Here is a 22,602-nt window from a genome sequence, read left to right on the forward strand (position 1 = left end):
GGGTGGGCACGGACACGACGAGGCCCCCGGCTTTCACCGGGGGCCTCGTCGTGTGACTGGTGCTTAGCGGTACGACCCGAAGTCGAAGTCGTCCAGCGGCACTGCCTGCCCGCTGGCCGGCCCGAACCCGTAGTCGGTCTCCGGGTAACCGGTCATCGAGTAGACCTTGGCCTTGGCCTCCTCGGTCGGCTCGACCCGGACGTTGCGGTACTTGCTGATGCCCGTACCGGCCGGGATGAGCTTTCCGATGATCACGTTCTCCTTGAGGCCGACCAGCGAGTCGCTGCGCGAGTTGATCGCAGCGTCGGTCAGCACCCGGGTGGTCTCCTGGAAGGAGGCCGCCGAGAGCCAGGAGTCGGTGGCCAGCGAGGCCTTTGTGATACCCATCAGCACCGGACGGCCAGCGGCGGGCTCGCCGCCCTCCGAGACGAGTCGGCGGTTCTCCGACTCGAACAGCGCCCGGTCGACGAGCACACCCGGCAGGAACTCGGTCGAGCCGGAGTCGATGACCGTCACCCGCTTGAGCATCTGGCGGATGATGATCTCGATGTGCTTGTCGTGGATGAGCACACCCTGCGAGCGGTAGACCTCCTGGACCTCACTGGTCAGGTGGACCTGGACCGCCCGCGGACCCATGATCCGCAGCAGCTCGTGCGGGTCGATGGTGCCCTCGGTCAGCTTCTCGCCGACAGCGACGTGACCGCCGTCGTGGGTACGGAGCTTGACCCGCTTCGAGATCTTGTCGTAGACGATCTCTTCGCTGCCGTCGTCCGGCACCACGATGATCTTGCGCGAGCGCTCGCCATCCTCGATCCGGATCCGACCGGGGGTGTCGGCGATGGGCGCCTTACCCTTCGGAACCCGAGCCTCGAAGATTTCCTGAACACGCGGCAGACCCTGGGTGATGTCCTCACCCGCGACACCACCGGTGTGGAAGGTACGCATCGTCAGCTGCGTACCGGGCTCACCGATGGACTGGGCGGCGATGATGCCGACCGCCTCGCCGATGTCGACCGACTTACCGGTCGGCAGCGACCGGCCGTAGCAGGCCGCGCAGACACCCAGCTTCGACTCGCAGGTGAGCACGCTGCGCACCCGGACCGTCTCCACACCAGCGGCGACGATCTTGTCGACCCCGATGGAGTTGATGTCCTGACCGCGCTCGGCCACCACGGTGCCGTCCGGCCCCTTGATGTCGTCGGCGAGGGTCCGGGCGTGCACGCTGGTCTCGGCGTGGGTGTGGACGACGAGCTTGCCGTCCAGCTTCTCGCCGATCTGCATCGGGATCGCCCGGTCGGTGCCGCAGTCCTCTTCGCGGATGATGACGTCCTGCGAGACGTCCACCAGACGACGGGTCAGGTAACCCGAGTCGGCGGTACGCAGCGCGGTGTCGGCAAGACCCTTACGGGCACCGTGCGTGGAGATGAAGTACTCCAGCACGGACAGACCCTCCCGGTAGCTGGCCTTGATCGGCCGCGGGATGATCTCGCCCTTGGGGTTGGCCACCAGACCACGGATCGCCGCGATCTGCCGGAGCTGGAGCAGGTTACCGCGAGCACCCGAGTTGATCATCTTCCACAGTGGGTTCTCCTGCGGCAGCGCGGTGTCCATCTCCTTGGCGACCTCGTTGGTCGCCTTGGTCCAGATCTCGATGAGCTCGCCGCGACGCTCCTCGGCGGTCATCAGACCACGCTGGTACTGCTTGTCGATCTGGTCGGCGTCCTTCTCGTACCGCGCCAGGATCTCCGCCTTGCGCGGCGGAGCGATGACGTCCTCCATGCCGATCGTCACGCCGGACCAGGTGGCCCAGTGGAAACCGGCCTCCTTGAGCCCGTCCAGGGTGGCGGCAAGCGCCACCTTGGGGAAGCGCTCGGCGAGGTCGTTGACGATCGCGGAGAGCTGACCCTTGCGGATCTCGTAGTTCACGAAGCGGTAGCCCTGCGGCAGCGTCTCGTTGAACAGCACCCGACCCAGCGTGGTCTCCACGGTCAGCGGGTCACCCTCGACCCAGCCCTCCGGGGCGCTCCACGCCTCGGAGCCGTTGCCGTTGTCGACACCGACCACGCCGCGCAGGCGGATCTTCACCGGCGCCTGGAGGTGCAGCTCGCCGTTGTCGAAGGCCATCCGTGCCTCGGCGTCCGAGCTGAACGCCCGGCCCTCGCCCTTCTCACCGGCGGTGAGGTGGGTGAGGTGGTACAGACCGATGACCATGTCCTGGGTAGGCATGGTGACCGGCTTACCGTCGGCCGGCTTGAGGATGTTGTTCGACGACAGCATCAGGATCCGCGCCTCGGCCTGAGCCTCGGCGGACAGCGGCACGTGCACCGCCATCTGGTCACCATCGAAGTCGGCGTTGAACGCGGTGCAGACCAGCGGGTGGATCTGGATCGCCTTGCCCTCGACCAGCTGCGGCTCGAAGGCCTGGATGCCCAGGCGGTGCAGGGTCGGCGCCCGGTTGAGCAGCACCGGGTGCTCGCCGATGACCTCTTCCAGCACGTCCCACACGACCGGGCGCTGACGCTCGACCATCCGCTTGGCGGACTTGATGTTCTGTGCGTGGTTGAGGTCGACCAGCCGCTTCATCACGAAGGGCTTGAACAGCTCCAGCGCCATCTGCTTGGGCAGACCGCACTGGTGCAGCTTGAGCTTCGGGCCGACCACGATGACCGAACGGCCGGAGTAGTCGACGCGCTTGCCCAGCAGGTTCTGGCGGAACCGGCCCTGCTTGCCCTTGAGCATGTCGGACAGCGACTTCAGCGGGCGGTTACCCGGGCCGGTGACCGGCCGGCCGCGACGGCCGTTGTCGAACAGCGCGTCGACGGCCTCCTGGAGCATCCGCTTCTCGTTGTTGACGATGATCTCGGGCGCGCCGAGGTCGATCAGCCGCTTGAGGCGGTTGTTCCGGTTGATCACGCGGCGGTACAGGTCGTTCAGGTCGGAGGTCGCGAAGCGGCCACCGTCGAGCTGCACCATCGGGCGCAGGTCCGGCGGGATGACCGGGACGCAGTCCAGCACCATGCCGAGCGGCGAGTTGCGGGTGTTCAGGAACGCCGCGACGACCTTGAGTCGCTTGAGCGCCCGGATCTTCCGCTGGCCCTTGCCGGACCGGATGGTCTCCCGCAGGCTCTCGGCCTCGGCGTCGAGGTCCATGTTTTGGACCAGCGCCTTGATCGCCTCGGCGCCCATGGAACCGGTGAAGTACTCACCGAACCGGTCGCGCAGCTCGCGGTAGAGCAGCTCGTCGGTGACCAGCTGCTTCGGCTCCAGCTTGCGGAAGGTGTCCAGCACCTCGTCCAGGCGGTCGATCTCGCGCTGGGCCCGGTCGCGGATCTGGCGCATCTCGCGCTCTCCGCCCTCCTTGACCTTGCGCCGGACGTCCGCCTTGGCACCCTCGGCCTCCAGCTCGGCCAGGTCGGCCTCGAGCTTGGCGGCCCGCTTCTCGATCTCCGAGTCGCGGCTGTTCTCGGACTGCCGCTTCTCGGCCAGGATCTCGTTCTCGATCGTCGAGAGGTCGCGGTGACGCGACTCCGCGTCCACGCTCGTCACGACGTACGAGGCGAAGTAGATGATCTTCTCGAGGTCCTTGGGAGCGAGGTCCAGCAGGTAACCCAGCCGGCTCGGAACGCCCTTGAAGTACCAGATGTGGGTCACCGGAGCGGCGAGCTCGATGTGCCCCATCCGCTCACGGCGGACCTTGGAGCGAGTCACCTCGACGCCGCAGCGCTCACAGATGATGCCCTTGAACCGGACGCGCTTGTACTTACCGCAGTAGCACTCCCAGTCCCGCTGCGGACCGAAGATCTTCTCGCAGAAGAGCCCGTCCTTTTCCGGCTTCAGGGTGCGGTAGTTGATCGTCTCAGGCTTCTTGACCTCGCCGTGCGACCACTGACGGATGTCGTCGGCGGTGGCGAGACCAATGCGCAGCTCGTCGAAGAAGTTGACGTCGAGCACTATGTCCCCTATGTCGTCGTCTGTACTGCTAATTCTCGGGTGAGGTCGGGGGCCGGCGAGCCGGCCCCCGACCGCTCACCTCAGACCTCTTCGACCGAGCTCGGCTCGCGCCGGGACAGGTCGATGCCCAGCTCCTCAGCGGCCCGGAACACCTCGTCGTCGGTCTCGCGCATTTCCAGGGCCACACCGTCGCTGGAGAGCACCTCAACGTTGAGGCACAGCGACTGCAGCTCCTTGAGCAGCACCTTGAACGACTCCGGGATGCCCGGCTCCGGGATGTTCTCGCCCTTGACGATGGCCTCGTAGACCTTCACTCGGCCGAGCACGTCGTCGGACTTGATCGTGAGCAGCTCCTGCAGGGCGTAGGCAGCGCCGTACGCCTGCATCGCCCAGCACTCCATCTCACCGAAACGCTGACCACCGAACTGCGCCTTACCACCCAGCGGCTGCTGCGTGATCATCGAGTACGGGCCGGTCGAACGAGCGTGGATCTTGTCGTCGACCAGGTGGTTGAGCTTCAGGATGTAGACGTAGCCGACCGCGATCGGGTCCGGCAGCGGCTCACCGGAACGACCGTCGAACAGCTGCGCCTTGCCGGTACGACCGATGAGCTGCTTGCCGTCCCGGTTGGGCAGGGTCGACTCGAGCAGACCGGAGATCTCCTCCTCGCGAGCACCGTCGAAGACCGGGGTGGCCACGTTGGTGTCGCCCTCGGACTCGTGCGCGTCGATCGAGCGCAGCTGACGCTTCCAGTCGGCGTCGTCACCCTCGACCTTCCAACCGGTCTTGGCGACCCAACCGAGGTGGGTCTCCAGCACCTGGCCGATGTTCATCCGGCTCGGCACACCGAGCGGGTTGAGCACGATGTCGACAGGGGTGCCGTCCTCGAGGAACGGCATGTCCTCGATCGGCAGGATCTTCGAGATGACACCCTTGTTGCCGTGCCGGCCGGCGAGCTTGTCGCCGTCCTGGATCTTCCGCTTCTGGGCGACGTAAACCCGGACCAGCTCGTTGACACCCGGCGGCAACTCGTCGCCGTCCTCGCGGGAGAACGTGCGCACACCGATGACCGTGCCGGTCTCGCCGTGCGGCACCTTCAGCGAGGTGTCCCGAACCTCACGCGCCTTCTCACCGAAGATCGCGCGGAGCAGACGCTCCTCCGGGGTCAGCTCGGTCTCACCCTTGGGCGTGACCTTGCCGACCAGGATGTCACCGGGGACGACCTCGGCGCCGATCCGGATGATGCCGCGCTCGTCGAGGTCAGCGAGCATTTCCTCGCTGACGTTCGGGATGTCGCGGGTGATCTCCTCCGGACCGAGCTTGGTGTCCCGGGCGTCGACCTCGTGCTCCTCGATGTGGATCGAGGTGAGCACGTCCTGCTGCACGAGGCGCTGCGACAGGATGATCGCGTCCTCGTAGTTGTGGCCCTCCCAGCACATGAACGCCACCAGAAGGTTGCGTCCGAGTGCCATCTCGCCCTCGTCGGTGCACGGACCGTCGGCGATGACCTGACCGGCCTCGACGCGGTCGCCCTCGAAGACGACAGGCTTCTGGTTGACGCAGGAGCCGGCGTTGGAGCGGCGGAACTTGTGCAGCAGGTACGTCCGGCGGTGGCCGTCATCCTGGTGGATGGTGACGTAGTCGGCGCAGAGATCCTCGATCACACCGCCGACCTCGGCGACCACCACGTCGCCAGCGTCGACAGCGGCCCGGTACTCCATGCCCGTACCCACGAGCGGCGCCTCAGCCTTGACCAGCGGCACCGCCTGGCGCTGCATGTTCGCGCCCATCAGTGCCCGGTTGGCGTCGTCGTGCTCGAGGAACGGGATCATGGCGGTCGCGACCGAGGTCATCTGCCGGGGCGAGACGTCCATGTAGTCGACGGCGCCGGGGAGGACGTCCTCGGTCTCGCCGCCCTTACGACGGCAGAGCACCCGCTCCTCGGCGAACGTGCCGTCAGCCTTCAGGCGCGCGTTGGCCTGGGCCTTGACGAACCGGTCCTCCTCGTCCGCGGTCAAGTAGTCGATCTGGTCGGTGACCCGACCCTCGACGACCTTCCGGTACGGCGTCTCGATGAAGCCGAACGGGTTGACCCGGGCGAAGGTGGACAGCGCGCCGATCAGGCCGATGTTCGGGCCTTCCGGCGTCTCGATCGGGCACATCCGGCCGTAGTGGGACGGGTGCACGTCGCGGACCTCGAAGCCGGCCCGCTCCCGGGACAGACCACCCGGGCCGAGCGCGCTCAGCCGACGCCGGTGGGTCAGGCCCGCCAGCGGGTTGGTCTGGTCCATGAACTGGGACAGCTGGGACGTCCCGAAGAACTCCTTGATCGCCGCCACCACCGGGCGGATGTTGATCAGGGTCTGCGGGGTGATCGCCTCGACGTCCTGCGTGGTCATCCGCTCGCGGACGACCCGCTCCATCCGGGACAGGCCGACCCGAACCTGGTTCTGGATCAGCTCGCCAACGGTACGGAGACGCCGGTTGCCGAAGTGGTCGATGTCGTCGGCCTCGTAGCCGTCCTCACCGGCGTGCAGCCGGCACAGGTACTCCACGGTGGCGACGATGTCGTCCTCGGTCAGCGTGCCGGTGGTGATCGGAACGCCGACTTCGAGCTTCTTGTTGAACTTGTAGCGCCCGACCTTGGCGACGTCGTACCTCTTCGGGTTGAAGAAGAGGTTGTCGAGCAGGGTCTGGGCGTTCTCGCGCGTCGGCGGCTCGCCAGGGCGCAGCTTGCGGTAGATGTCGAGCAGAGCCTCGTCGGCGCCGGCGATGTGGTCCTTCTCGAGCGTGGTCATCATCAGCTCGGACCAGCCGAACTTCTCACGGATCCGCTCGGCCGACCATCCGATGGCCTTGAGCAGGACGGTGACGGCCTGCCGACGCTTGCGGTCGATACGTACACCGACCGTGTCGCGCTTATCGATGTCGAACTCCAGCCAGGCACCCCGACTCGGGATGACCTTGACGCTGGAGAGGTCGCGGTCGGAGGTCTTGTCCGGCTGCTTGTCGAAGTACACGCCCGGAGACCGGACGAGCTGGCTGACCACGACGCGCTCGGTGCCGTTGATGACGAAGGTGCCCTTGGGCGTCATCATCGGGAAGTCACCCATGAACACCGTCTGACTCTTGATCTCGCCAGTGGTGTTGTTGGTGAACTCCGCGGTCACGAAGAGCGGAGCGCAGTAGGTCAGGTCCTTCTCCTTGCACTCCTCGATCGAGGCCTTGACCTCGTCGAAGCGCGGCGCTGAGAAGGAGAGCGACATGGTGCCGGAGAAGTCCTCAATGGGACTGATCTCTTCAAGGATCTCCGCGAGACCCGATCGTGCGTGCGGGTCGTCCGCCGACCGGCCCTGCCAAGCCTCGTTGCCGACGAGCCAGTCGAAGGACTCGTTCTGAATGGCAAGGAGGTTGGGGACCTCGAGGTGTTCGGTGATCCTGCCGAATGAAACTCGGCGGGGAGCGAATGCGCTCGACGTACGACTGGTCTTCGCAGGGCGGGAAGCTGCCAAGATGCGTCCTTCCGAGGACCGGTGCTGCAGAACGGCTGGTACGCGTGCACTCCAATGACCCCACCAGAAATATCCGTAAACGGACATTTCCGAGCAGGGGTCAAGTCGGAAGGCAGCGCAAACTAGCAGTGTAGCCGAGAGGCTAACCGCTGTCCAGCCCACCCCGCAGGTTGTTTGCGGAGCGCGCCTCGGCCCCCGTCAACCGGGGTCTGCCGGGCCGCTCAGAACGCAACTCCCCACTGGGCCGCTCGGGTTACAGCGGCTGATGGTGCCGCCGCTGTCATACCCACGTCGTGGCCGTCGCAAGCGCGGTGTCTTGCTGGTGTCAGCGTGCCTGGCAGCCCCGGGCCGCGTCAAGGGCCGGTATCCGGGTTGTCCCTTGTTTCCCACTGGAGGGCGACCCGCCACGCTCGTTCGGGTCAAGGGTACCCATTGTCGGAGCCCAGCTCAGGACCGGTCGCAGCCAGATCCACCAATACGGCGGGCGGTGATCCGTGTCGGATCACCGCCCGCCGCGACGCGATGGTGTCCCAGCTCACGAGCCGGGTACGCGTTGGTGGAACGTCAGGTCACTTGAGGGTGACCTTGGCGCCCTCACCCTCGAGCTTGGCCTTCGCCTTGTCGGCGGTCTCCTTGTTGACCTTCTCCAGGATGGCCTTCGGCGCGGACTCGACCGCGTCCTTGGCCTCCTTGAGGCCCAGGCCGGTCAGCTCACGCACGACCTTGATGACCTGGATCTTCTTGCCACCGTCAGCCTCGAGGATGACGTCGAACTCATCCTGCTCCGGCTCGGCCTCGGCAGCAGCGCCGCCGCCGCCGCCACCCTGGGCGATCGCGACCGGAGCGGCAGCGGTGACCTCGAAGGTCGTCTCGAACTGCTTCACGAACTCAGAGAGCTCGATCAGCGTCATCTCCTTGAACGCGTCGAGCAGCTCGTCGGTGCTGAGCTTCGCCATATCTGGCGTCCTTTCCTGATTCTGTTAAGTAAGAACTGGTGCGCCGTGGGGGCCTCAGGCCGCCTCGGCGCCCTCCTTCTCGCGCTTGTCCTGCAGTGCAGCCGCCAGACGGGCGGTCTTCGACAGCGGGGCCTGGAACAGGGCCGCGGCCTTGCTCAGGTTGCCCTTCATCGCGCCGGCCAGCTTGGCCAGCAGCACCTCGCGGGACTCAAGGTCGGCGAGCTTCGTGACCTCGGCCGCGGTGATGGCCTTGCCCTCGAAGACACCGCCCTTGATGACGAGCTTCGGGTTGGCCTTCGCGAAGTCGCGAAGCCCCTTCGCCGCCTCGACGACGTCGCCCGAAACGAAAGTCAGCGCGGTAGGACCGGTGAACAGCTCGTCGAGGCCGGTGATGCCCGCGTCCGTCGCAGCACGCTTGGCCAGCGTGTTCTTCGCGACCGTGTAGCTGGTATCGGCGCCGAGCGAGCGCCGAAGCTGGGTGAGCTGGGAAACCGTCAGACCGCGGTACTCGGTCAGCACGGTGGCGCCCGAGCTGCGGAAGCTCTCGGTCAGCTCAGCGACGGCCGTGGCCTTGTCGGCCCGGATCGGCTTGTCCGCCATGTCCCTCCTCTCTCGTTACTCGAGGCTGGTCCCCGTCTCGGCCGAAGCCGGAACGGGGGCGGAGGCAGCGCGACAACGAAAAAGCCCCGGCGCAGGGCGCACGGGGCGAGGGCCGGCGGATCGTCATGGTCGGCGGACCATGCTCACTGCCGAGTTACGCTTGCCGCCCTACGCGGGTCGCCCGTTGTCGCGGGACCTTCGACCGTGCCGAAACACGGTGACCAGCGGTCTCTGGGTGGTTCCTCATCCATGAGAACACGGATGACTGTTGAAGACTACGCGCCCCGACCAGCAGCGCCAAATCGCGTCCGGTGAGCCGCGTCACCCTCGCCAGGGCCGGTCAGCCCTGGGCCCGCCGACGCCACAGGTAGCCGCCGACGACAGCGGCGCTCCAGGCCAGCGCCCACCCGCTCAGCCCCAGCATTGTCAGCGCGGCGGCGTCGCCGGCGGTGGTGCGAGCGGCCGCCATGATCGGCGGTGCCAGCCAGGGGGCCACCGAGCCGGTCAGACCGAGCACCACAGCGCCGACCCCTCCGAGGGCCAACACCGCGACGCCGTACCCGGCGCCGCCGACCGACGCGCGGCTGGCCAGCGCCCCAAGAGCAACCGCAGCGGGTACGACCAGCACATGCGCCCACAATCCCAGGGCGAGCCCGACCGGAATCGACCGGTCCCCCGGGTCGACCGGGCCGGACACCCCGCCGACCAGCCACGGAAAGAGCAGCGCGACGGCCACCGTCACCAGCGCCGTCACCACGGCGGCGAGCAGCCCGGCCAACCGCTCCCGGGCCACCCCGACCGTCACCTGCGCCAGCCGACGCTGCACGTCCGGCTCGACGTCCAACAGGATTTTGGTCTGCCAGGCGAGCACCGGAAAGAGCACTACCGCGGAGACCCCGTACGCCTCCGCCGGCTGGGCGCGGCCACCGCCGTAGAGGGTGCCGAGCGTGATCAGGCCGGCGAGCAACGGCGCCAACGCCCGGCCGGTCCGCAGGAAACCGGCCAACCGCATCCGGACCAGGGCGCTCACCGGGTCTCCCCCGCTGCCGACTCGACCGCGGCGTCAACGGCGTCGGGCTGCTCGGCTGCCAGTTCCCCGGCCATCCCGAGGGGCGGCTCGGCGGGTCGGGCGGCACCGACCGACCGGGGCGGCTCGACGGGTAGGGCCTGGGATGCGGCGGTGGAGGCGTCGGAGCGTACCCGCAGCACCTGGTGGCCCTCGGCGCGCAACCGGGCGACGGTGCCGGCGACCCGCGCGGCCGGCACCGCGACCTCGACCACAGCGATCGTCTCGTCCGTCGACGACGTCTCCTCGCAGAGCGAGCCGTCGGCCACCAACCAGCGGCGCGCGGCGGGGAGCCGGACCGTCTCGCCGCGGTGGTCGCTGACCAGGACCGACCCGTCGGCCGCGAGCACCTCGGCGATCAGTTCGGGCACCAACTCACGGGTGGCGGCGTCCAGCCCCTCCCACGGCTCGTCGAGCACCAGCAGGCCCGGTGGGCGCAGCAGCGCCTGGGCGAGACCGACCTTCTGCGCGGTGCCCTTGGACAGTTCCGGCAACCGGACCGAGCGGAACGCGGACAGCCCGAGCCGGTCCGTCCAGGAGGCCACCGCCTCGTCGGCCGCAGCCCTGCCCAGCCCCGCCACCCGGGCCATCCCGGTCAGATAGCGGGTGACAGTGAACGGTTGGTCCGCGGGGAAACGCTCCGGCACCCAGCCCACCCGCGTCGGACGGTCGGTGACCCGGCCCCGGCCCGGGCGGAGGACCCCCGCGGCCACCTGGAGCAGTGTCGACTTGCCCACCCCGTTGCGACCCAACACGATCGCCACCTCGCCGGGACCGATCCGCACGTCGATGCCTTGCAGCACCCACGGCCCCCGCCGGTGGTACCGCAACCAGACATTCTCCAGCCGCATGGCGTCGAGCCTGCCACACCTGAAACGCGCCGGGGCGCCGCCACGGTCGTGGCGGCGCCCCGGCGGAGCGAACTGTCGACTCAGGCGTCGGCCTGGTCCTCCCGAAGGTTCTTCACCAGGTTCGGGTCGACCGGGACGCCCGGGCCCATCGTGGTGGTCAGGATGACCTTGCGGAGGTACTTGCCCTTGGCCGCGGACGGCTTGGCGCGCAGCACCTCGTCGAGCACCGCAGCGTAGTTGTCCACCAGCTGGGTCTCCGTGAAGGAGGCCTTGCCAATGATCAGGTGCAGGTTGGAGTGCTTGTCCACCCGGAAGGTGATCTTGCCGCCCTTGATGTCCGACACCGCCTTGGTGACGTCCATGGTCACCGTGCCGGTCTTCGGGTTCGGCATGAGACCGCGCGGGCCCAGGATCCGCGCGATCCGGCCGATCTTGGCCATCTGGTCCGGCGTGGCGATCGCCGCGTCGAAGTCGAGCCAACCACCCTGGATGCGGGCGACCAGCTCATCGGTGCCCACCTCGTCCGCACCCGCGGCGGCGGCCTCTTCGGCCTTCGCGCCACTGGCGAACACGATCACGCGGGCGGTCTTACCGGTGCCGTGCGGCAGGTTGACCACACCGCGGACCATCTGGTCCGCCTTGCGGGGGTCGACGCCGAGGCGCATGGCGACCTCGACCGTGGCGTCGAACTTGACGTTGGTGGTCTCCTTGGCCAGCTTCACGGCCTCGGTGGGGGTGTAGAGCTTCGACCGGTCGATGACATCGGCGGCCTTGCGGTAGCTCTTGCTGCGCTGCATTACTGATTACTCCTGTGGTCTCTGGCGGGCCGCTCGGCGCGAGCCCTCCCACTGTCGGGTCGAAGGCCGGGGCCGACGTCAGTCGTTGACGGTGATGCCCATCGACCGGGCGGTGCCGGCGATGATCTTCTCGGCCTGGGCGATGTCGTTGGCGTTGAGGTCGGCCATCTTCTTCTCGGCGATCTCACGCAGCTGGGCGCGGCTGACCGAGCCGACCTTCTCGGACTGCGGAACACCCGAACCCTTCTGCACACCGGCGGCCTTGATCAGCAGCCGGGCAGCGGGCGGGGTCTTCAGCACGAACGTGAAGGACCGGTCCTCGAACACGCTGATCTCGGCGGGGACGATGTCGCCCCGCTGAGACTCGGTCTGCGCGTTGTAGGACTTGCAGAACTCCATGATGTTCACGCCGTGCTGGCCGAGCGCGGGGCCGACCGGCGGCGCCGGCGTGGCCTGGCCCGCCGGCAACTGAAGCGTGAACGTCTTGACGAGCTTCTTCTTCGGAGGCATGTCACTTCCTGGGGCTTGGAGCTGGGAAAATGCGGCTGTCGCCGCCCTCGGGCGCGCACGGTCAGCGCGGTGCGACAGCGGCGACATTCAAGAGTAGCGCAGGCCGCAGCCCACTCGTCCGCCGAGGTCGAGCGAGAGCGCGTACGCCGACGTCGGCGGCGGGTCGGGCCCGCCGCCGACGACCAATCAGATCTTGGCGACCTGGTTGAAGTTGAGCTCCACCGGAGTCTCACGACCGAAGATCGACACCAGCACCTTGAGCTTCTGCTGGTCGGCGTTGATCTCGCTGATCGTGGCCGGCAGCGACGCGAACGCGCCGTCGGTGACGGTGACGGAGTCGCCCACCTCGAAGTCGAGGACCTTGATCTCCGGCTTCGACTTCTTCTGCTCGGTCTCGACAGCCGGCGCCAGCCACTTCAGCACCTCGTCGAGCGAGAGCGGAGCAGGCCGGTCGGCCCTGTCGGTCGCGCCGACGAAGCCTGTCACACCCGGAGTGTTCCGGACACAGGAGTAGGACTCGGCGGTCAACTCCATCCGAACCAGGATGTAACCCGGGAAGACCTTGGCCTGGATCTGCGAACGCTTACCGTTCTTGACCTCGACCTCTTCCCGGGTCGGCACCTCGACCTGGTAGATGAAGTCCTCCATGTCGAGGCTCGTGATCCGGGTCTCGAGGTTGGTCTTGACCTTGTTCTCGTAGCCGGCGTACGAGTGCACCACGTACCAGTCACCCGGCGCGTAGCGCAGCTTCTGCCTCAGCTCCGCGACGGGGTCGTAGTCCTCGTCCGGGGCGGGCTCGGTCGTAGGGAACTCCGGCTCGCTGGCGGCCTCAACCGACTCGTCACCAGCCGCCGTCGCGACCGTGGACTGCTCGTCCACCGGTCCGGCGGTCTCGTCGTACTCAGGCACGCTCGCTCACTTCCGTCACTATGGCTGGAGGCAGCCGGTCAGTCCGAGTTGCCAAAGACAAACAACACGACCTTGGCGAAGCCGAAGTCCAGCACACCCACGATCGTCAGCATCACCGCGACGAACGCCACCACCACGGCGGTGTAGGTCAGCAACTCCTTGCGGGTCGGCCAGATGACCTTACGCAGTTCAGCTACGACCTCGCGGAAGAACCGGGCGATGCGGCCGAAGACGCCCACCCGACCCGTTTCCGACCGCGTGGTCGGCCGGCTGTCCGCCGACTCCGCCCGGGCACGGGACCGCGTGGCGGTGCCCCCCCGGGAAACCGGCTCGTCCGCGCCGGAGGCGTCGTCGTCGGCCACGTCGTCGACGATCTCGTCGTCCAGACGATCGTCGCCGTCGTCGTCGCGCCGCTTGTTGTCGGCCACTTCGCCCTCCGTCGCGGAATCTGGGGTCGCACGCCGAGTGGCGTACGCGGCGCTGGTCACGCCGGCCGGACCCAACCGTCCCGCGACGGGCCGCGGCCGGTGGATCGCCCGGAGGGCCCCGATTGCCTCGGAGCCACCCCGCCGATGCCACCACCACGGGCCGGACGCCGCCAAGCTGGCGGCGCGACCCACGGGAACGGTCAGGCCTGAGGCGCAGGGGTGACAGGACTTGAACCTGCAGCCTGCGGTTTTGGAGACCGCTGCTCTGCCAATTGAGCTACACCCCTATGTGGCAACACTCGCCCCACGCGGCCACAGACGACCGAGCAGGGGTCACTTGCCCCACGGCGGACCAGTGTACGGGTAGCCGCCCGACTTTCCCAACCGGTCTCTCCGCCACGCGTGGCGGGCTCGGTTCAGCGTGCCGTCCGGATGGTTGCCCGCGCCTGCGACAACACCTTGTCACCCAGGCAGGTCGCGGTCACCTCGAGTCGGGTGAGACCGTCCTCGGTCACCTCGCGGACCCGCGCGGTCACCTCGATCTCAGTCCCCTGGCCGTCGTCGGGGACCACCACCGGCCGGGTGAAACGCACGCCGTACTCGACCACCGCGTCCGGCGACCCGGCCCACTCGGTGACCGCCCGGCCGACCAGCGCCATGGTGAACATGCCGTGGGCGATCACCCCGGGCAGACCCACAGCGGTGGCGACCCGGTCGCTCCAGTGGATCGGGTTGAAGTCGCCCGAGGCGCCGGCGTAGCGGACCAGGTCCGCGCGGGTCACCTGAAACGTCTGTGCTGGCAACTCCATCTCAGGCCTCCCCGCGAATGACGTACCTGGCCCAGACCGCGACCACCGGTTCCCCGCCGACGGTGCTCACGTCGGTGCGCGTGGTCAGGAAGCCGTGCCCACCCCTGGTGCTGACGTCCTCGATGGTGTTGGTGCAGACCAGCTCGTCGCCGGCGACCACCGGCCTGGTGTACGCGAACCGCTGGTCGCCGTGCACCAGCCGGCTGTAGTCGACACCCAGGGCCGGGTCCTCGATGATCTGACTGCTCGCGGCCATCGTCACGATCACCGGAAAGGTCGGCGGGGCGACCACGTCGGGGTGACCCAGCGCCCGCGCGGCCTCCGGGTCGTGGTGAGCCGGGTCAGTGGCACCGATGGCGCTGGCGAACTCGCGGATCTTTTCTCGGCCCACCTGGTAGGGGGCGGTCGGCGGATACGTCCGGCCGACGAAGGAAGGGTCCAGAGGCATGCCGCGAACCTACACGGAAAGCCCAATCGCCGACCTGATCGGTAGGCGGCGGCGGAGCCGCACCAAACCGGTCAGATCGGCGATCGGAAAGCTTCGACAACGGCCGGCCCTGAGGCCGACCAGCAGTCAGCGGGTCTCGCGGTGGACCGTGTGCCGACCGTCACGCGGGCAGAACTTCTTCAGCTCGATGCGGTCGGGGTCGTTGCGCCGGTTCTTGCGCGTGATGTAGTTGCGCTCCTTGCACTCCACACACGCCAAAGTGATCTTCGGCCGGACATCGGTAGCCTTCGCCACGGCGGAGTGCCTTCCTCGCTAACGGAAACAACTACGACGCGCCAGCCTAGACGCTGACAGCGCGGACATGCAAAGTGGGCGCCAGAAGCGCCCATTCTTACGACCACCGGCAACGAGCCCGGAAGACGAGAGTAGCGGTGGCCGGACTTGAACCGGCGACACAGCGATTATGAGCCGCTTGCTCTACCATCTGAGCTACACCGCTGCGATGGGTCCAGCTGAACCCTCGAGCCCCCTTACGGAATCGAACCGTAGACCTTCTCCTTACCATGGAGACGCTCTGCCGACTGAGCTAAGGGGGCCTGCGCGATCTCCCCGTGGGGCGCGCAGGAGTAAGAGTACACGGCCCGGGTCGACAGGTGAAATCGGATCCCCGGTGATCGTCCGCGCCCTGTTCAGGGCACGACACGCAGGCGCGGCAGCTCCCCGTTCGAGGTCGTCTCCGGCTCGACCTGGGCACCGAACCAGGCGGCCAACCGCTCGTACGGCAGCGGCCGGCTGAACAGGAAACCCTGCCCGATCTCGCAGCCGATGTCCTGGAGAAGCTCCAGGGTCAACTCGCTCTCCACCCCCTCGGCCACCACCGCCAGGCCGAACTGCTGGGAAAGAGTGACCACCGCGTTGACGATCGCCAGGTCCCCCGGGTCGGTCGCCATGCCCTGCACGAAGGACCGGTCCACCTTCACCTCGTGCACCGGCAGCCGGCGCAGGTGCGCCAGAGACGAGTCACCAGTGCCGAAGTCGTCCACCGACAGCCGTACGCCGAGATCCCGAAGCCGTTGCAGGGTGGGGATCGGCCGGTCCGTGCCGTCCAGCACCCCCGACTCGGTGATCTCCAGGGTGAGGCGCTGCGCCGGCACCTTGTACTCGGTCAACAACTCCTGGACCCGGTCCGGGAAGTGCCTGTCGATGAGCGTCCGAGCCGAGAGGTTGACAGCGATGGGCAGCGGCTGGTCGGCCAGCGCCCAGTCCCGGCTGCGCCGAAGGCCCTCCCGGAGCACCACCTCGGTGAGCCGGCTCAACTGGCCGGTGTGCTCGGCCACCGCCACGAAGTCCTCGGGCGCGACAGTGCCGTGCGCCGGATGCTCCCAGCGGGCCAGACACTCCACACCCACCAGGCGCCGGTCCCGCAGAGTCACCTTGGGCTGGAAGTAGACCTCCAGCTCGTTCTGGTCCAGCGCTCGGCGCAGATCGCCGGCCAGACCCAACCGGCGCAGTGAACGGGACTCCAGTGCGGGATTGAACAGCTGCACGCTGCCCGGCACCGACTTGGCCGCGGTGGCGGCGAGGTCGACCCGGAGCAGCAGGGTCGCCGCGTCGCTGCCATGATCCGGGTGTACGGCCACCCCGACGGCAGTGTCCACGTCGAGGGTGAGCGCGTCGAAGACCATTTCGTCGCGGATCTGGTCGCGCAGTTGGGCGGCCAACTCAAGCGCGGCCTCGGCGCTCTCCAACCGCAGTGTCACCAGGAACTCGTCCCCACCGGCGCGGCCAACCAGAGCCGACGACGGCGCGCTGGCCCGCAGCCGAGTGGCGACCTCGGTGAGGACCTTGTCCCCGGCCGCGTGCCCCAGGGACTCGTTGACCTGGCGCAGCCCGTCGACGTCGAAGAGCAGCAGCGCCACGACCTCGCCCGGTGCGCGGATCTTGACCGACTCGTCCAGCGCTCCGGTGATCCGCCGCCGGTTGGGCAGTCGGGTCAACGTGTCGTGGTGGGCGTCGTGCCGAAGCCGGTCGACCAACCGCGAATTCTCCAGGGCCACGGCCGCATGAGCGGCGACCGTCTCGAAGACGGGGATGTCGCCCGGGGTGAAATGACCGACGTCGCTGAGGCGGTTGACCACCTCGAGCGTGCCGATCACCGCCTGACCCGAGTAGAGCGGCACCACGATGATGTCCTTCACACCGGTGGCGCGCAGCGACCCCCGCAGGCTCTCCTCGTCGCCGAGGCGAACACCCATGGCCAGACTGCGCCGCTGACGGCGGGCCTCCTCGCGAACGACCAGCGGCGTCGGCGACGTGTCCAACAGGCCGGCGTCGTCGACCCGCGCGGTCAGCATCACCTCCGGGTGACGCCCCTGGGCCGGCAGCCACAGCGTCGCGTACTCGGCCTGCATCAACCCCCGGATCCGACCGAGGAGAACGTCAGCCAGGTTGCCGCTCTGCCCGTTGGCGGTCATCGCCTGGGTGAGTTCGTACATGTCGCCGAGTGTCCGGTGCTGCCGGAAGAACTGCTCGTACGACCGGTAGACCTTCGCGAGCGCGACCCCGAGCACGACGATCAACACGGCCGACCACCAGGTGCTGTCCACAGCGATCAGGACGATCAACCCGACTACGAGGTTGACACCGTTGGCCAGCAGAGACGGCAACCCGCTACGCAGCACACCCAGCGCGGCATGCCGGCCGTGCATGATCGCGATCACCCCGGCCACGCCGGCGAGGGTCGACACCACGACGGTACCGACGGACGCGAAGAGCACTCCCCACGTCCGCGGTCCGACACCCACGACCGGCGGCAGCGCCAGCAACACGAGGCCGGCCAGCGATACGGCAGCGGCGGCGTTGGCGACGTTGAAGGCCAGCTTCTCCACCCCGAAGCGGTACCGCAGGTGGGTTATCAGCGTGGAGAGGGTGTAAACCAGGACGACCATCAACGGCGGAAGAAAGACGAACGCCGGCACCAGCGGGATCTCGACGAGCCGCACCCCGAAGGACTGCCGCCCGATGACGAAGTTCAGCATCGGCAGGCCGGCGATCACCATCACGCCCAGCAGGACGGCGGCGAGCCCCCAGGACCCGGAGGGGTGCGGCCGGTTCGGGGTCACCAGCCCGATCGTCATCGAGAAGACGACGGCCAGGAACATCAACGGGCCGGTGATGAACCATGCGTACTGGGCCGGGCGCCGAGGAGACCCCGAGCCACCCGACGCGGACCGGCGGCCAGCCATCCCACTCCTTACCGGTCACTGCTGCGAAGGACGCACGGCCGGAAACGAAGCTGACGACACCGTCCGATACGACAGTGGTGTCACCAGCCTCGGCTAGCGCTGCGGCGCCGTCCAGACGTAGTCAAAAGCCTGGAACTCCCCGAAACTTCCGGAAGCCCCGCCTGCCATCACAACGAAAGCCAGTGCTGCGAACACCATGCCGACCCGCCGGGCCAGCCTTTGACCAGACATCGTGTGCTCCTCATGGCAGGGGTGTCGGGAAGGCAAGATTCCACGATGGTGCCACACACGAGGCAGCCCGCAAAGCGGTCAGACGGCTGAGCGGCGCAGGCCCGTCCAGCCGGCCCGAACGCTTCAACGACGGAAGCCCTGCAAGGTCGTTGGCTGGTCCCAGGAGACGCGCAGATGATGCGTGTTCAAGTTATAGCCACAATTTGGATCTACGTCATGGAAGCCGCTTCCAGTAGCAAAGCCCGCCGCGAACGCAAAGCCGGCAGGTATGGGCGGCACCGGACCTTCCCGACCACCGAAACTCCCCAGGACGACGGGCGCCGGTTGGCCGGGTTCGCAACCGGTGACCAGTTGAACACAACAATCCTCTCGGATCCATAGGATCGGAGTCTCTCGATTATCACCGCCGGAGACGGACGGTTCGAGACTCTGTAGCCTTCGCGACCGATCGGCGAACTCCACACGGCTTCTCTCAGGTCGCGAAGTGGCCGCCGCGGCCGCGAAGAACCTCGTTGAAGTACGAGAGGCCGGGTAGGCCGACTCGGCCAGCTCCGCGAAGCGGCCCAGACCTCACCGGCGAGTTTGGTGGAGCCGACCGGAACCGATACCGGCGGCGGGGCTCGGCCAACCGCCTGGGCCGCGGCCTCAAATCGCCCGAAAACTCCCAGCACCACCGGGCGAACGAGGTGACGGCAACGGTCAGCCACCACAGCGTCCCGGTGTCGACAAGGGACTCGCGTTGGACCGCCCGTCGGAGCGCCATCGAACAACAGTGCCGTTCGTGGGCAGGACGGCGAGGCTGCCAGCCATGTGACGGCACTCTGGCGGAGCGACGGGATGCGCCCACCCTGTGCGCCGGGTTCGTCCGGCAACGCTGCGAAGGGAGCCGCCCATGCCATCCATCCCCGGCTTGGAAGCGTTCTTCGGATGAATGTCTTACAACGCCCCACGCCTGAAGACGTTCTTCACCTGCGCGAAGACGAGAACGAGCGGCCCGCGGAGCCTGACGGGTGGGGCGTACTGCACCTGACCGGCTCGCCCGTGGCCGGCGGCCGAGACTGGGGCGAGGGCAGCGACGCAGCCAAGGAACGAGGGTTGAAGCACCGAGCGAAGGCCCCAACGCGGGACGTGCCGGCGCCACCCGCTCGCGCGGCTGCTCGACCACCACGTGAAGAAGTACCCGCCCGGATCGAACGGGGCTGTTCGTAACCCGGCGCTGCCCCCGGTGGCCGGTACGTGCCCACCGACGGTCAGCCGATCCCGAACAACACCTACGGGAAGGCGTGGCGCGACGCGCGGGCAAAGGTGCTCACCCCGGCGCAGCAACGCCCCCTGGCCGGCGACCGTACGACGTGCAGCGCGCCGCCGTGTCGCTCTGGCTCAATGCAGGGGTGCCAGCTACCCCGGTCGCCAAGTGGGCCGACACAGCGTCTACGTCCTGGTGCGGGTGTACGCGAAGTGCGTCTACGGCCAGGAGGAAACAGCTCGCCGCCGGATCGACGCCGCCCTAGGCGAGCACCTAACCGAGTAGGCACAGCCTAGGGCTGGGTTGCGTCCACGTGCATCGCATCTCCAACAGCGACCAACTCAACCTCGACGTCGCTTTCGGTGGCCTTACGCCTTGCGAAGTCGCGCACGACGGCGAATAGGTCGCCCGCCTTGCGGGCCATCTCAGGACCGGAAAGGATCATGATCTGCATGCGTAGGCCAGACATCTCGGTGAGTAGCTCGTTGAGTTCAGCAGACCACTCCACGTCAGCCGTCTCACCCTCAAGCTCAACCTCGTCACCGTCCGGCTCGTCATGCCCAACCAACTGGACGAGAGCGGCTTTGCGCTTACGCTCGTCAGCGACCTTGTTTCTGGCGGTGTCCGCCAAACCGAGAAACTTGGCGTATAGCGCACGCTTTTCGTCAAGAAGGGTTTTCGTCAACGCTGCGTCAGCCTGGACCTTGGCAACATCGACTTGCGTTTGCCTGCCGGCAGCCGCAGCGCGCACTGATACGGCCACGAGGCCGACTGTCCCGACTATTGATGCTGCAACTGTCCCTGCCGGGGGCAACCACTCCCATGCCATCCGACCATGGTGCAGCCGCGCTGCAACCCAACGTCGGCTGGCGACACGTATACGACACGGCCAGCGAGATTGAGCGGGCTGAAGCGGGACTGAGTGAGACTCACGAAAGAGGCCCCTGACCGGCGTTCTCGCTGTTCAGGGGCCTCTTTCGTACCTGGTGACGGGTAGAGGATTCGAACCTCTGAAGCTTCGCGACGGACTTACAGGGCGTCGGCGATCTTGCCAGCCTCAGCGCACCTGAACTGCTATCTCTGTCCCGCAGCCCGGTGCCGGCTGACTCATCGCCCACCATCTGCCCACGCCCACAGAACTCACGACTCTTGCAGGACCAGACCATCTGGCGTACGCCCGCCTGGCCAGTGAGCGAATGCGGGCATGGCAAGGAACGTCGCTTTGTCGAAGACAACCTTCCCACCGCTGAATGTCGCCTCGTCAAAGTTCACTAACCCACCACTGAACTTCACCCCGCCAAAGAACACCTCCCCACCGCTGAACGACGCCACGCCGAAGGACACCTCCCCACCGCTGACCTTCGCCCCAGCAAACGATGCAACCCCACCACTGAACGTCACCCCATCAAAGACCACGTCCCCACCGCTAAAATTCGCTCCGCTAAAGGACACCTCCCCGCCGCTGAAGGTTGCCCCACCAAGGGTCACCCATCCACGACTGAACGTCCCCGCGTAAAAGGACACGCGCCCACCACTGACCGTCGTCCGCTCCAAAGACACCTGCCCACCATCGAACGTGGCATGGTCAAAGGACACATGCCCACCACTGAACGTCGTCCCCTCGAAGGACACCTGCCCACCATCGAACGTCGCATAGTCAAAGGACACACGCCCACCACTGAACGTCGTCCCCTCGAAGGACACCTGCCCACCATCGAACGTCGCAAAGTCAAAGAACACTCGCCCGCCACTGAACGTCGCTTCGTCGAAGGCCACAACCCCGGCGCTGAACGTCGCCCCGACGAAGGACACCCGTCCGCCGCTGAACGTCACACCCGAAAAGTCCCCGCCATCGAAGACGGCGCCCGTGAAGTCGAGGTCGCAGCCGCTCCATGAGGTCGCGTCAGCTTCGGCAGGACGTAAATGTCTGCCGACGAGGCGTATGACAGTGTGGCGCACTTCCCGCTCCTCCCGAGCGGCCCGGACCGTCTCCGCATCCACCATCGGCACCTGACTGTCGGCCTGTGTCGGCATCTCGCTCGGGGCATCCGAGGGTGGAATGTATGGCATCCGGAGGTAGGCGCAGAGGACGTCAATGCAGGTCTGCCGCCCTTCTCGCCAGTCATCAGCGAGTCCGGCCATGGCGTAAACGCCCGCCAGGCGTACGGCCGCTTTCTCCGACCCGAGCTGCTCGGATGCTTTGGCGAAGCGTTCGTTGAACAGCCGGATGCCGTTGCGGTCAGTCTCGATCTTTGCCCGTTCATCGGCCGCCTCAGCGAGAGCCTTGGTCACTTCGGCACGCAGATCAGCAGCCTGCGCCAGCTGATGAGCGAATTCCGCCAGCGCGTTCGTGTGCTCCGCTACCCGTTGCCGACGGTAGGCAACCACTAAGGCGGCGACACCGCCGATGCCCGCCACAACGGCGAAGACGAGCTTCAAGAGGTCGAACAGCGTGGCTGCGGTGACGGTTGCGCCCCGCTCAAGGCCAGGCCAACCAGCGAAGCCGAGCGCCGCAGCTATTAGTCCCCCGACTAGCAGCAACGCAGTTGCGACAGCCAAGGCGATTGACCGACGGATGCCCCAGAGGCGCAGCTCTGGCACGCGACCTTCACTGGCTGGAATCGAACCAACCGTGACGCGGACTTCGGACCGGGTTGAGTCGTGCGGTGCGGGCAACTCCACCCCCTCCTTCTAGCGCACCTCGTCCACAACAACGCTCAACAAGAGGCTGCCCGGGCCAGCTGCAACGTCACCCGAGCGCGTCGCCGATCTTGTCGTTCATGGTGTTGATCCCGGAAGCGCACGTTCACGGCTGATCCCGGAAGCGCACGTTCACGGCGAGGCGGTACGGAAGCCGGACGTGTCGCCCTGATCGAGGGAGGCGGCTTCCGACTGCCGCACCAGTCCAACCCCTGGACTGGCTTGCCCCCGGCCTACCTCCCTCAGCCGGCTACGCCCCAACGCAGAGCCCTCAGCCAGTCGCTGCACCCGTGGTCCGCGCCACCCTGGCAATTCGGAGCATCACCAGCATTCGCAGCCCAGA

16 protein-coding genes and 3 tRNA genes are annotated in these 22,602 nt (G+C 67.3%); all 19 read right to left on the reverse strand.

Annotated features, from left to right (window positions below; translation table 11 throughout):
• Positions 1 to 63: 63 nt before the first annotated feature.
• The 19 genes from AB0K35_RS06405 to AB0K35_RS06495 all read right to left on the reverse strand — a co-directional run bounded on the left by AB0K35_RS06405 (position 64) and on the right by AB0K35_RS06495 (position 22,241).
• Positions 64 to 3,951: a DNA-directed RNA polymerase subunit beta' gene (locus AB0K35_RS06405; protein ID WP_124858781.1), complete on the reverse strand. Its 3,888-nt coding sequence runs from the start codon at positions 3,949 to 3,951 to the stop codon at positions 64 to 66.
• Positions 3,952 to 4,031: 80 nt separating this feature from the next.
• The gene (locus tag AB0K35_RS06410) at positions 4,032 to 7,463 is read right to left on the reverse strand and encodes a DNA-directed RNA polymerase subunit beta (protein WP_238660443.1); all 3,432 of its coding nucleotides are present in this window, start codon (positions 7,461 to 7,463) and stop codon (positions 4,032 to 4,034) included.
• 569 nt (positions 7,464 to 8,032) lie between these two features.
• Positions 8,033 to 8,419, reverse strand: coding sequence for a 50S ribosomal protein L7/L12 (gene rplL / locus AB0K35_RS06415; protein WP_091402415.1), 387 nt, complete (start codon positions 8,417 to 8,419; stop codon positions 8,033 to 8,035).
• A 54-nt stretch (positions 8,420 to 8,473) separates the two neighbouring features.
• On the reverse strand, positions 8,474 to 9,019 hold the full coding sequence (gene rplJ / locus AB0K35_RS06420) for a 50S ribosomal protein L10 (RefSeq protein ID WP_112584808.1): 546 nt from the start codon (positions 9,017 to 9,019) through the stop codon (positions 8,474 to 8,476).
• Positions 9,020 to 9,359: 340 nt separating this feature from the next.
• Complete coding sequence (locus tag AB0K35_RS06425; protein WP_357366634.1) at positions 9,360 to 10,049, reverse strand: hypothetical protein; 690 nt, start codon at positions 10,047 to 10,049, stop codon at positions 9,360 to 9,362.
• A complete protein-coding gene (locus AB0K35_RS06430) occupies positions 10,046 to 10,936 on the reverse strand; it encodes an ATP-binding cassette domain-containing protein (RefSeq protein ID WP_238667529.1) in 891 nt (296 codons plus the stop codon). Before AB0K35_RS06430 ends, AB0K35_RS06425 begins: the two co-directional genes overlap by 4 nt.
• 80 nt (positions 10,937 to 11,016) lie before the next feature.
• Positions 11,017 to 11,733: a 50S ribosomal protein L1 gene (gene rplA, locus AB0K35_RS06435; RefSeq protein ID WP_238667528.1), complete on the reverse strand. Its 717-nt coding sequence runs from the start codon at positions 11,731 to 11,733 to the stop codon at positions 11,017 to 11,019.
• Positions 11,734 to 11,811: 78 nt separating this feature from the next.
• On the reverse strand, positions 11,812 to 12,243 hold the full coding sequence (gene rplK / locus AB0K35_RS06440) for a 50S ribosomal protein L11 (RefSeq protein ID WP_091402426.1): 432 nt from the start codon (positions 12,241 to 12,243) through the stop codon (positions 11,812 to 11,814).
• Positions 12,244 to 12,429: 186 nt separating this feature from the next.
• Positions 12,430 to 13,152, reverse strand: a complete 723-nt coding sequence (gene nusG, locus AB0K35_RS06445) for a transcription termination/antitermination protein NusG (RefSeq protein ID WP_238667527.1) — start codon at positions 13,150 to 13,152, stop codon at positions 12,430 to 12,432.
• Positions 13,153 to 13,190: 38 nt separating this feature from the next.
• Positions 13,191 to 13,580, reverse strand: a complete 390-nt coding sequence (gene secE, locus AB0K35_RS06450) for a preprotein translocase subunit SecE (protein ID WP_030329860.1) — start codon at positions 13,578 to 13,580, stop codon at positions 13,191 to 13,193.
• A 214-nt stretch (positions 13,581 to 13,794) separates the two neighbouring features.
• Positions 13,795 to 13,867: transfer RNA gene (locus AB0K35_RS06455), tRNA-Trp, on the reverse strand.
• 129 nt (positions 13,868 to 13,996) lie between these two features.
• Entirely contained in the window at positions 13,997 to 14,389 is a 393-nt protein-coding gene (locus tag AB0K35_RS06460; RefSeq protein ID WP_363884058.1) for a MaoC family dehydratase, read from the reverse strand.
• 1 nt (position 14,390) lies between these two features.
• Positions 14,391 to 14,837, reverse strand: coding sequence for a MaoC family dehydratase N-terminal domain-containing protein (locus AB0K35_RS06465; RefSeq protein ID WP_091402433.1), 447 nt, complete (start codon positions 14,835 to 14,837; stop codon positions 14,391 to 14,393).
• A 126-nt stretch (positions 14,838 to 14,963) separates the two neighbouring features.
• A complete protein-coding gene (rpmG, locus tag AB0K35_RS06470) occupies positions 14,964 to 15,131 on the reverse strand; it encodes a 50S ribosomal protein L33 (RefSeq protein WP_007073056.1) in 168 nt (55 codons plus the stop codon).
• A gap of 132 nt (positions 15,132 to 15,263) precedes the next feature.
• Positions 15,264 to 15,336 (reverse strand) — tRNA-Met (locus tag AB0K35_RS06475).
• A 24-nt stretch (positions 15,337 to 15,360) separates the two neighbouring features.
• Positions 15,361 to 15,433 (reverse strand) — tRNA-Thr (locus AB0K35_RS06480).
• Positions 15,434 to 15,526: 93 nt separating this feature from the next.
• The gene (locus AB0K35_RS06485; protein ID WP_363884493.1) at positions 15,527 to 17,998 is read right to left on the reverse strand and encodes an EAL domain-containing protein; all 2,472 of its coding nucleotides are present in this window, start codon (positions 17,996 to 17,998) and stop codon (positions 15,527 to 15,529) included.
• A 1,853-nt stretch (positions 17,999 to 19,851) separates the two neighbouring features.
• Complete coding sequence (locus AB0K35_RS06490; protein ID WP_363884060.1) at positions 19,852 to 20,388, reverse strand: hypothetical protein; 537 nt, start codon at positions 20,386 to 20,388, stop codon at positions 19,852 to 19,854.
• Between the two features lie 311 nt (positions 20,389 to 20,699).
• Positions 20,700 to 22,241 (reverse strand): pentapeptide repeat-containing protein, encoded by a 1,542-nt coding sequence (locus tag AB0K35_RS06495; RefSeq protein ID WP_363884062.1) that lies wholly within the window; start codon positions 22,239 to 22,241, stop codon positions 20,700 to 20,702.
• Between the last annotated feature and the right edge of the window lie 361 nt (positions 22,242 to 22,602).

Origin of the sequence: Micromonospora sp. NPDC053740 (genome assembly GCF_040677775.1) — a bacterium.
Classification (GTDB): Bacteria; Actinomycetota; Actinomycetes; order Mycobacteriales; family Micromonosporaceae; genus Micromonospora; species Micromonospora alfalfae.

Coding starts and splice junctions, on each gene's coding strand:
- AB0K35_RS06490 (WP_363884060.1), bottom strand. CDS start 20,388: ATGGCATGGGAGTGGTTGCCCCCGGCAGGGACAGTTGCAGCATCAATA.
- AB0K35_RS06465 (WP_091402433.1), bottom strand. CDS start 14,837: ATGCCTCTGGACCCTTCCTTCGTCGGCCGGACGTATCCGCCGACCGCC.
- rplL (WP_091402415.1), bottom strand. CDS start 8,419: ATGGCGAAGCTCAGCACCGACGAGCTGCTCGACGCGTTCAAGGAGATG.
- AB0K35_RS06430 (WP_238667529.1), bottom strand. CDS start 10,936: ATGCGGCTGGAGAATGTCTGGTTGCGGTACCACCGGCGGGGGCCGTGG.
- AB0K35_RS06485 (WP_363884493.1), bottom strand. CDS start 17,998: ATGTTCCTGGCCGTCGTCTTCTCGATGACGATCGGGCTGGTGACCCCG.
- rplA (WP_238667528.1), bottom strand. CDS start 11,733: ATGCAGCGCAGCAAGAGCTACCGCAAGGCCGCCGATGTCATCGACCGG.
- rplK (WP_091402426.1), bottom strand. CDS start 12,243: ATGCCTCCGAAGAAGAAGCTCGTCAAGACGTTCACGCTTCAGTTGCCG.
- rplJ (WP_112584808.1), bottom strand. CDS start 9,019: ATGGCGGACAAGCCGATCCGGGCCGACAAGGCCACGGCCGTCGCTGAG.
- AB0K35_RS06460 (WP_363884058.1), bottom strand. CDS start 14,389: ATGGAGTTGCCAGCACAGACGTTTCAGGTGACCCGCGCGGACCTGGTC.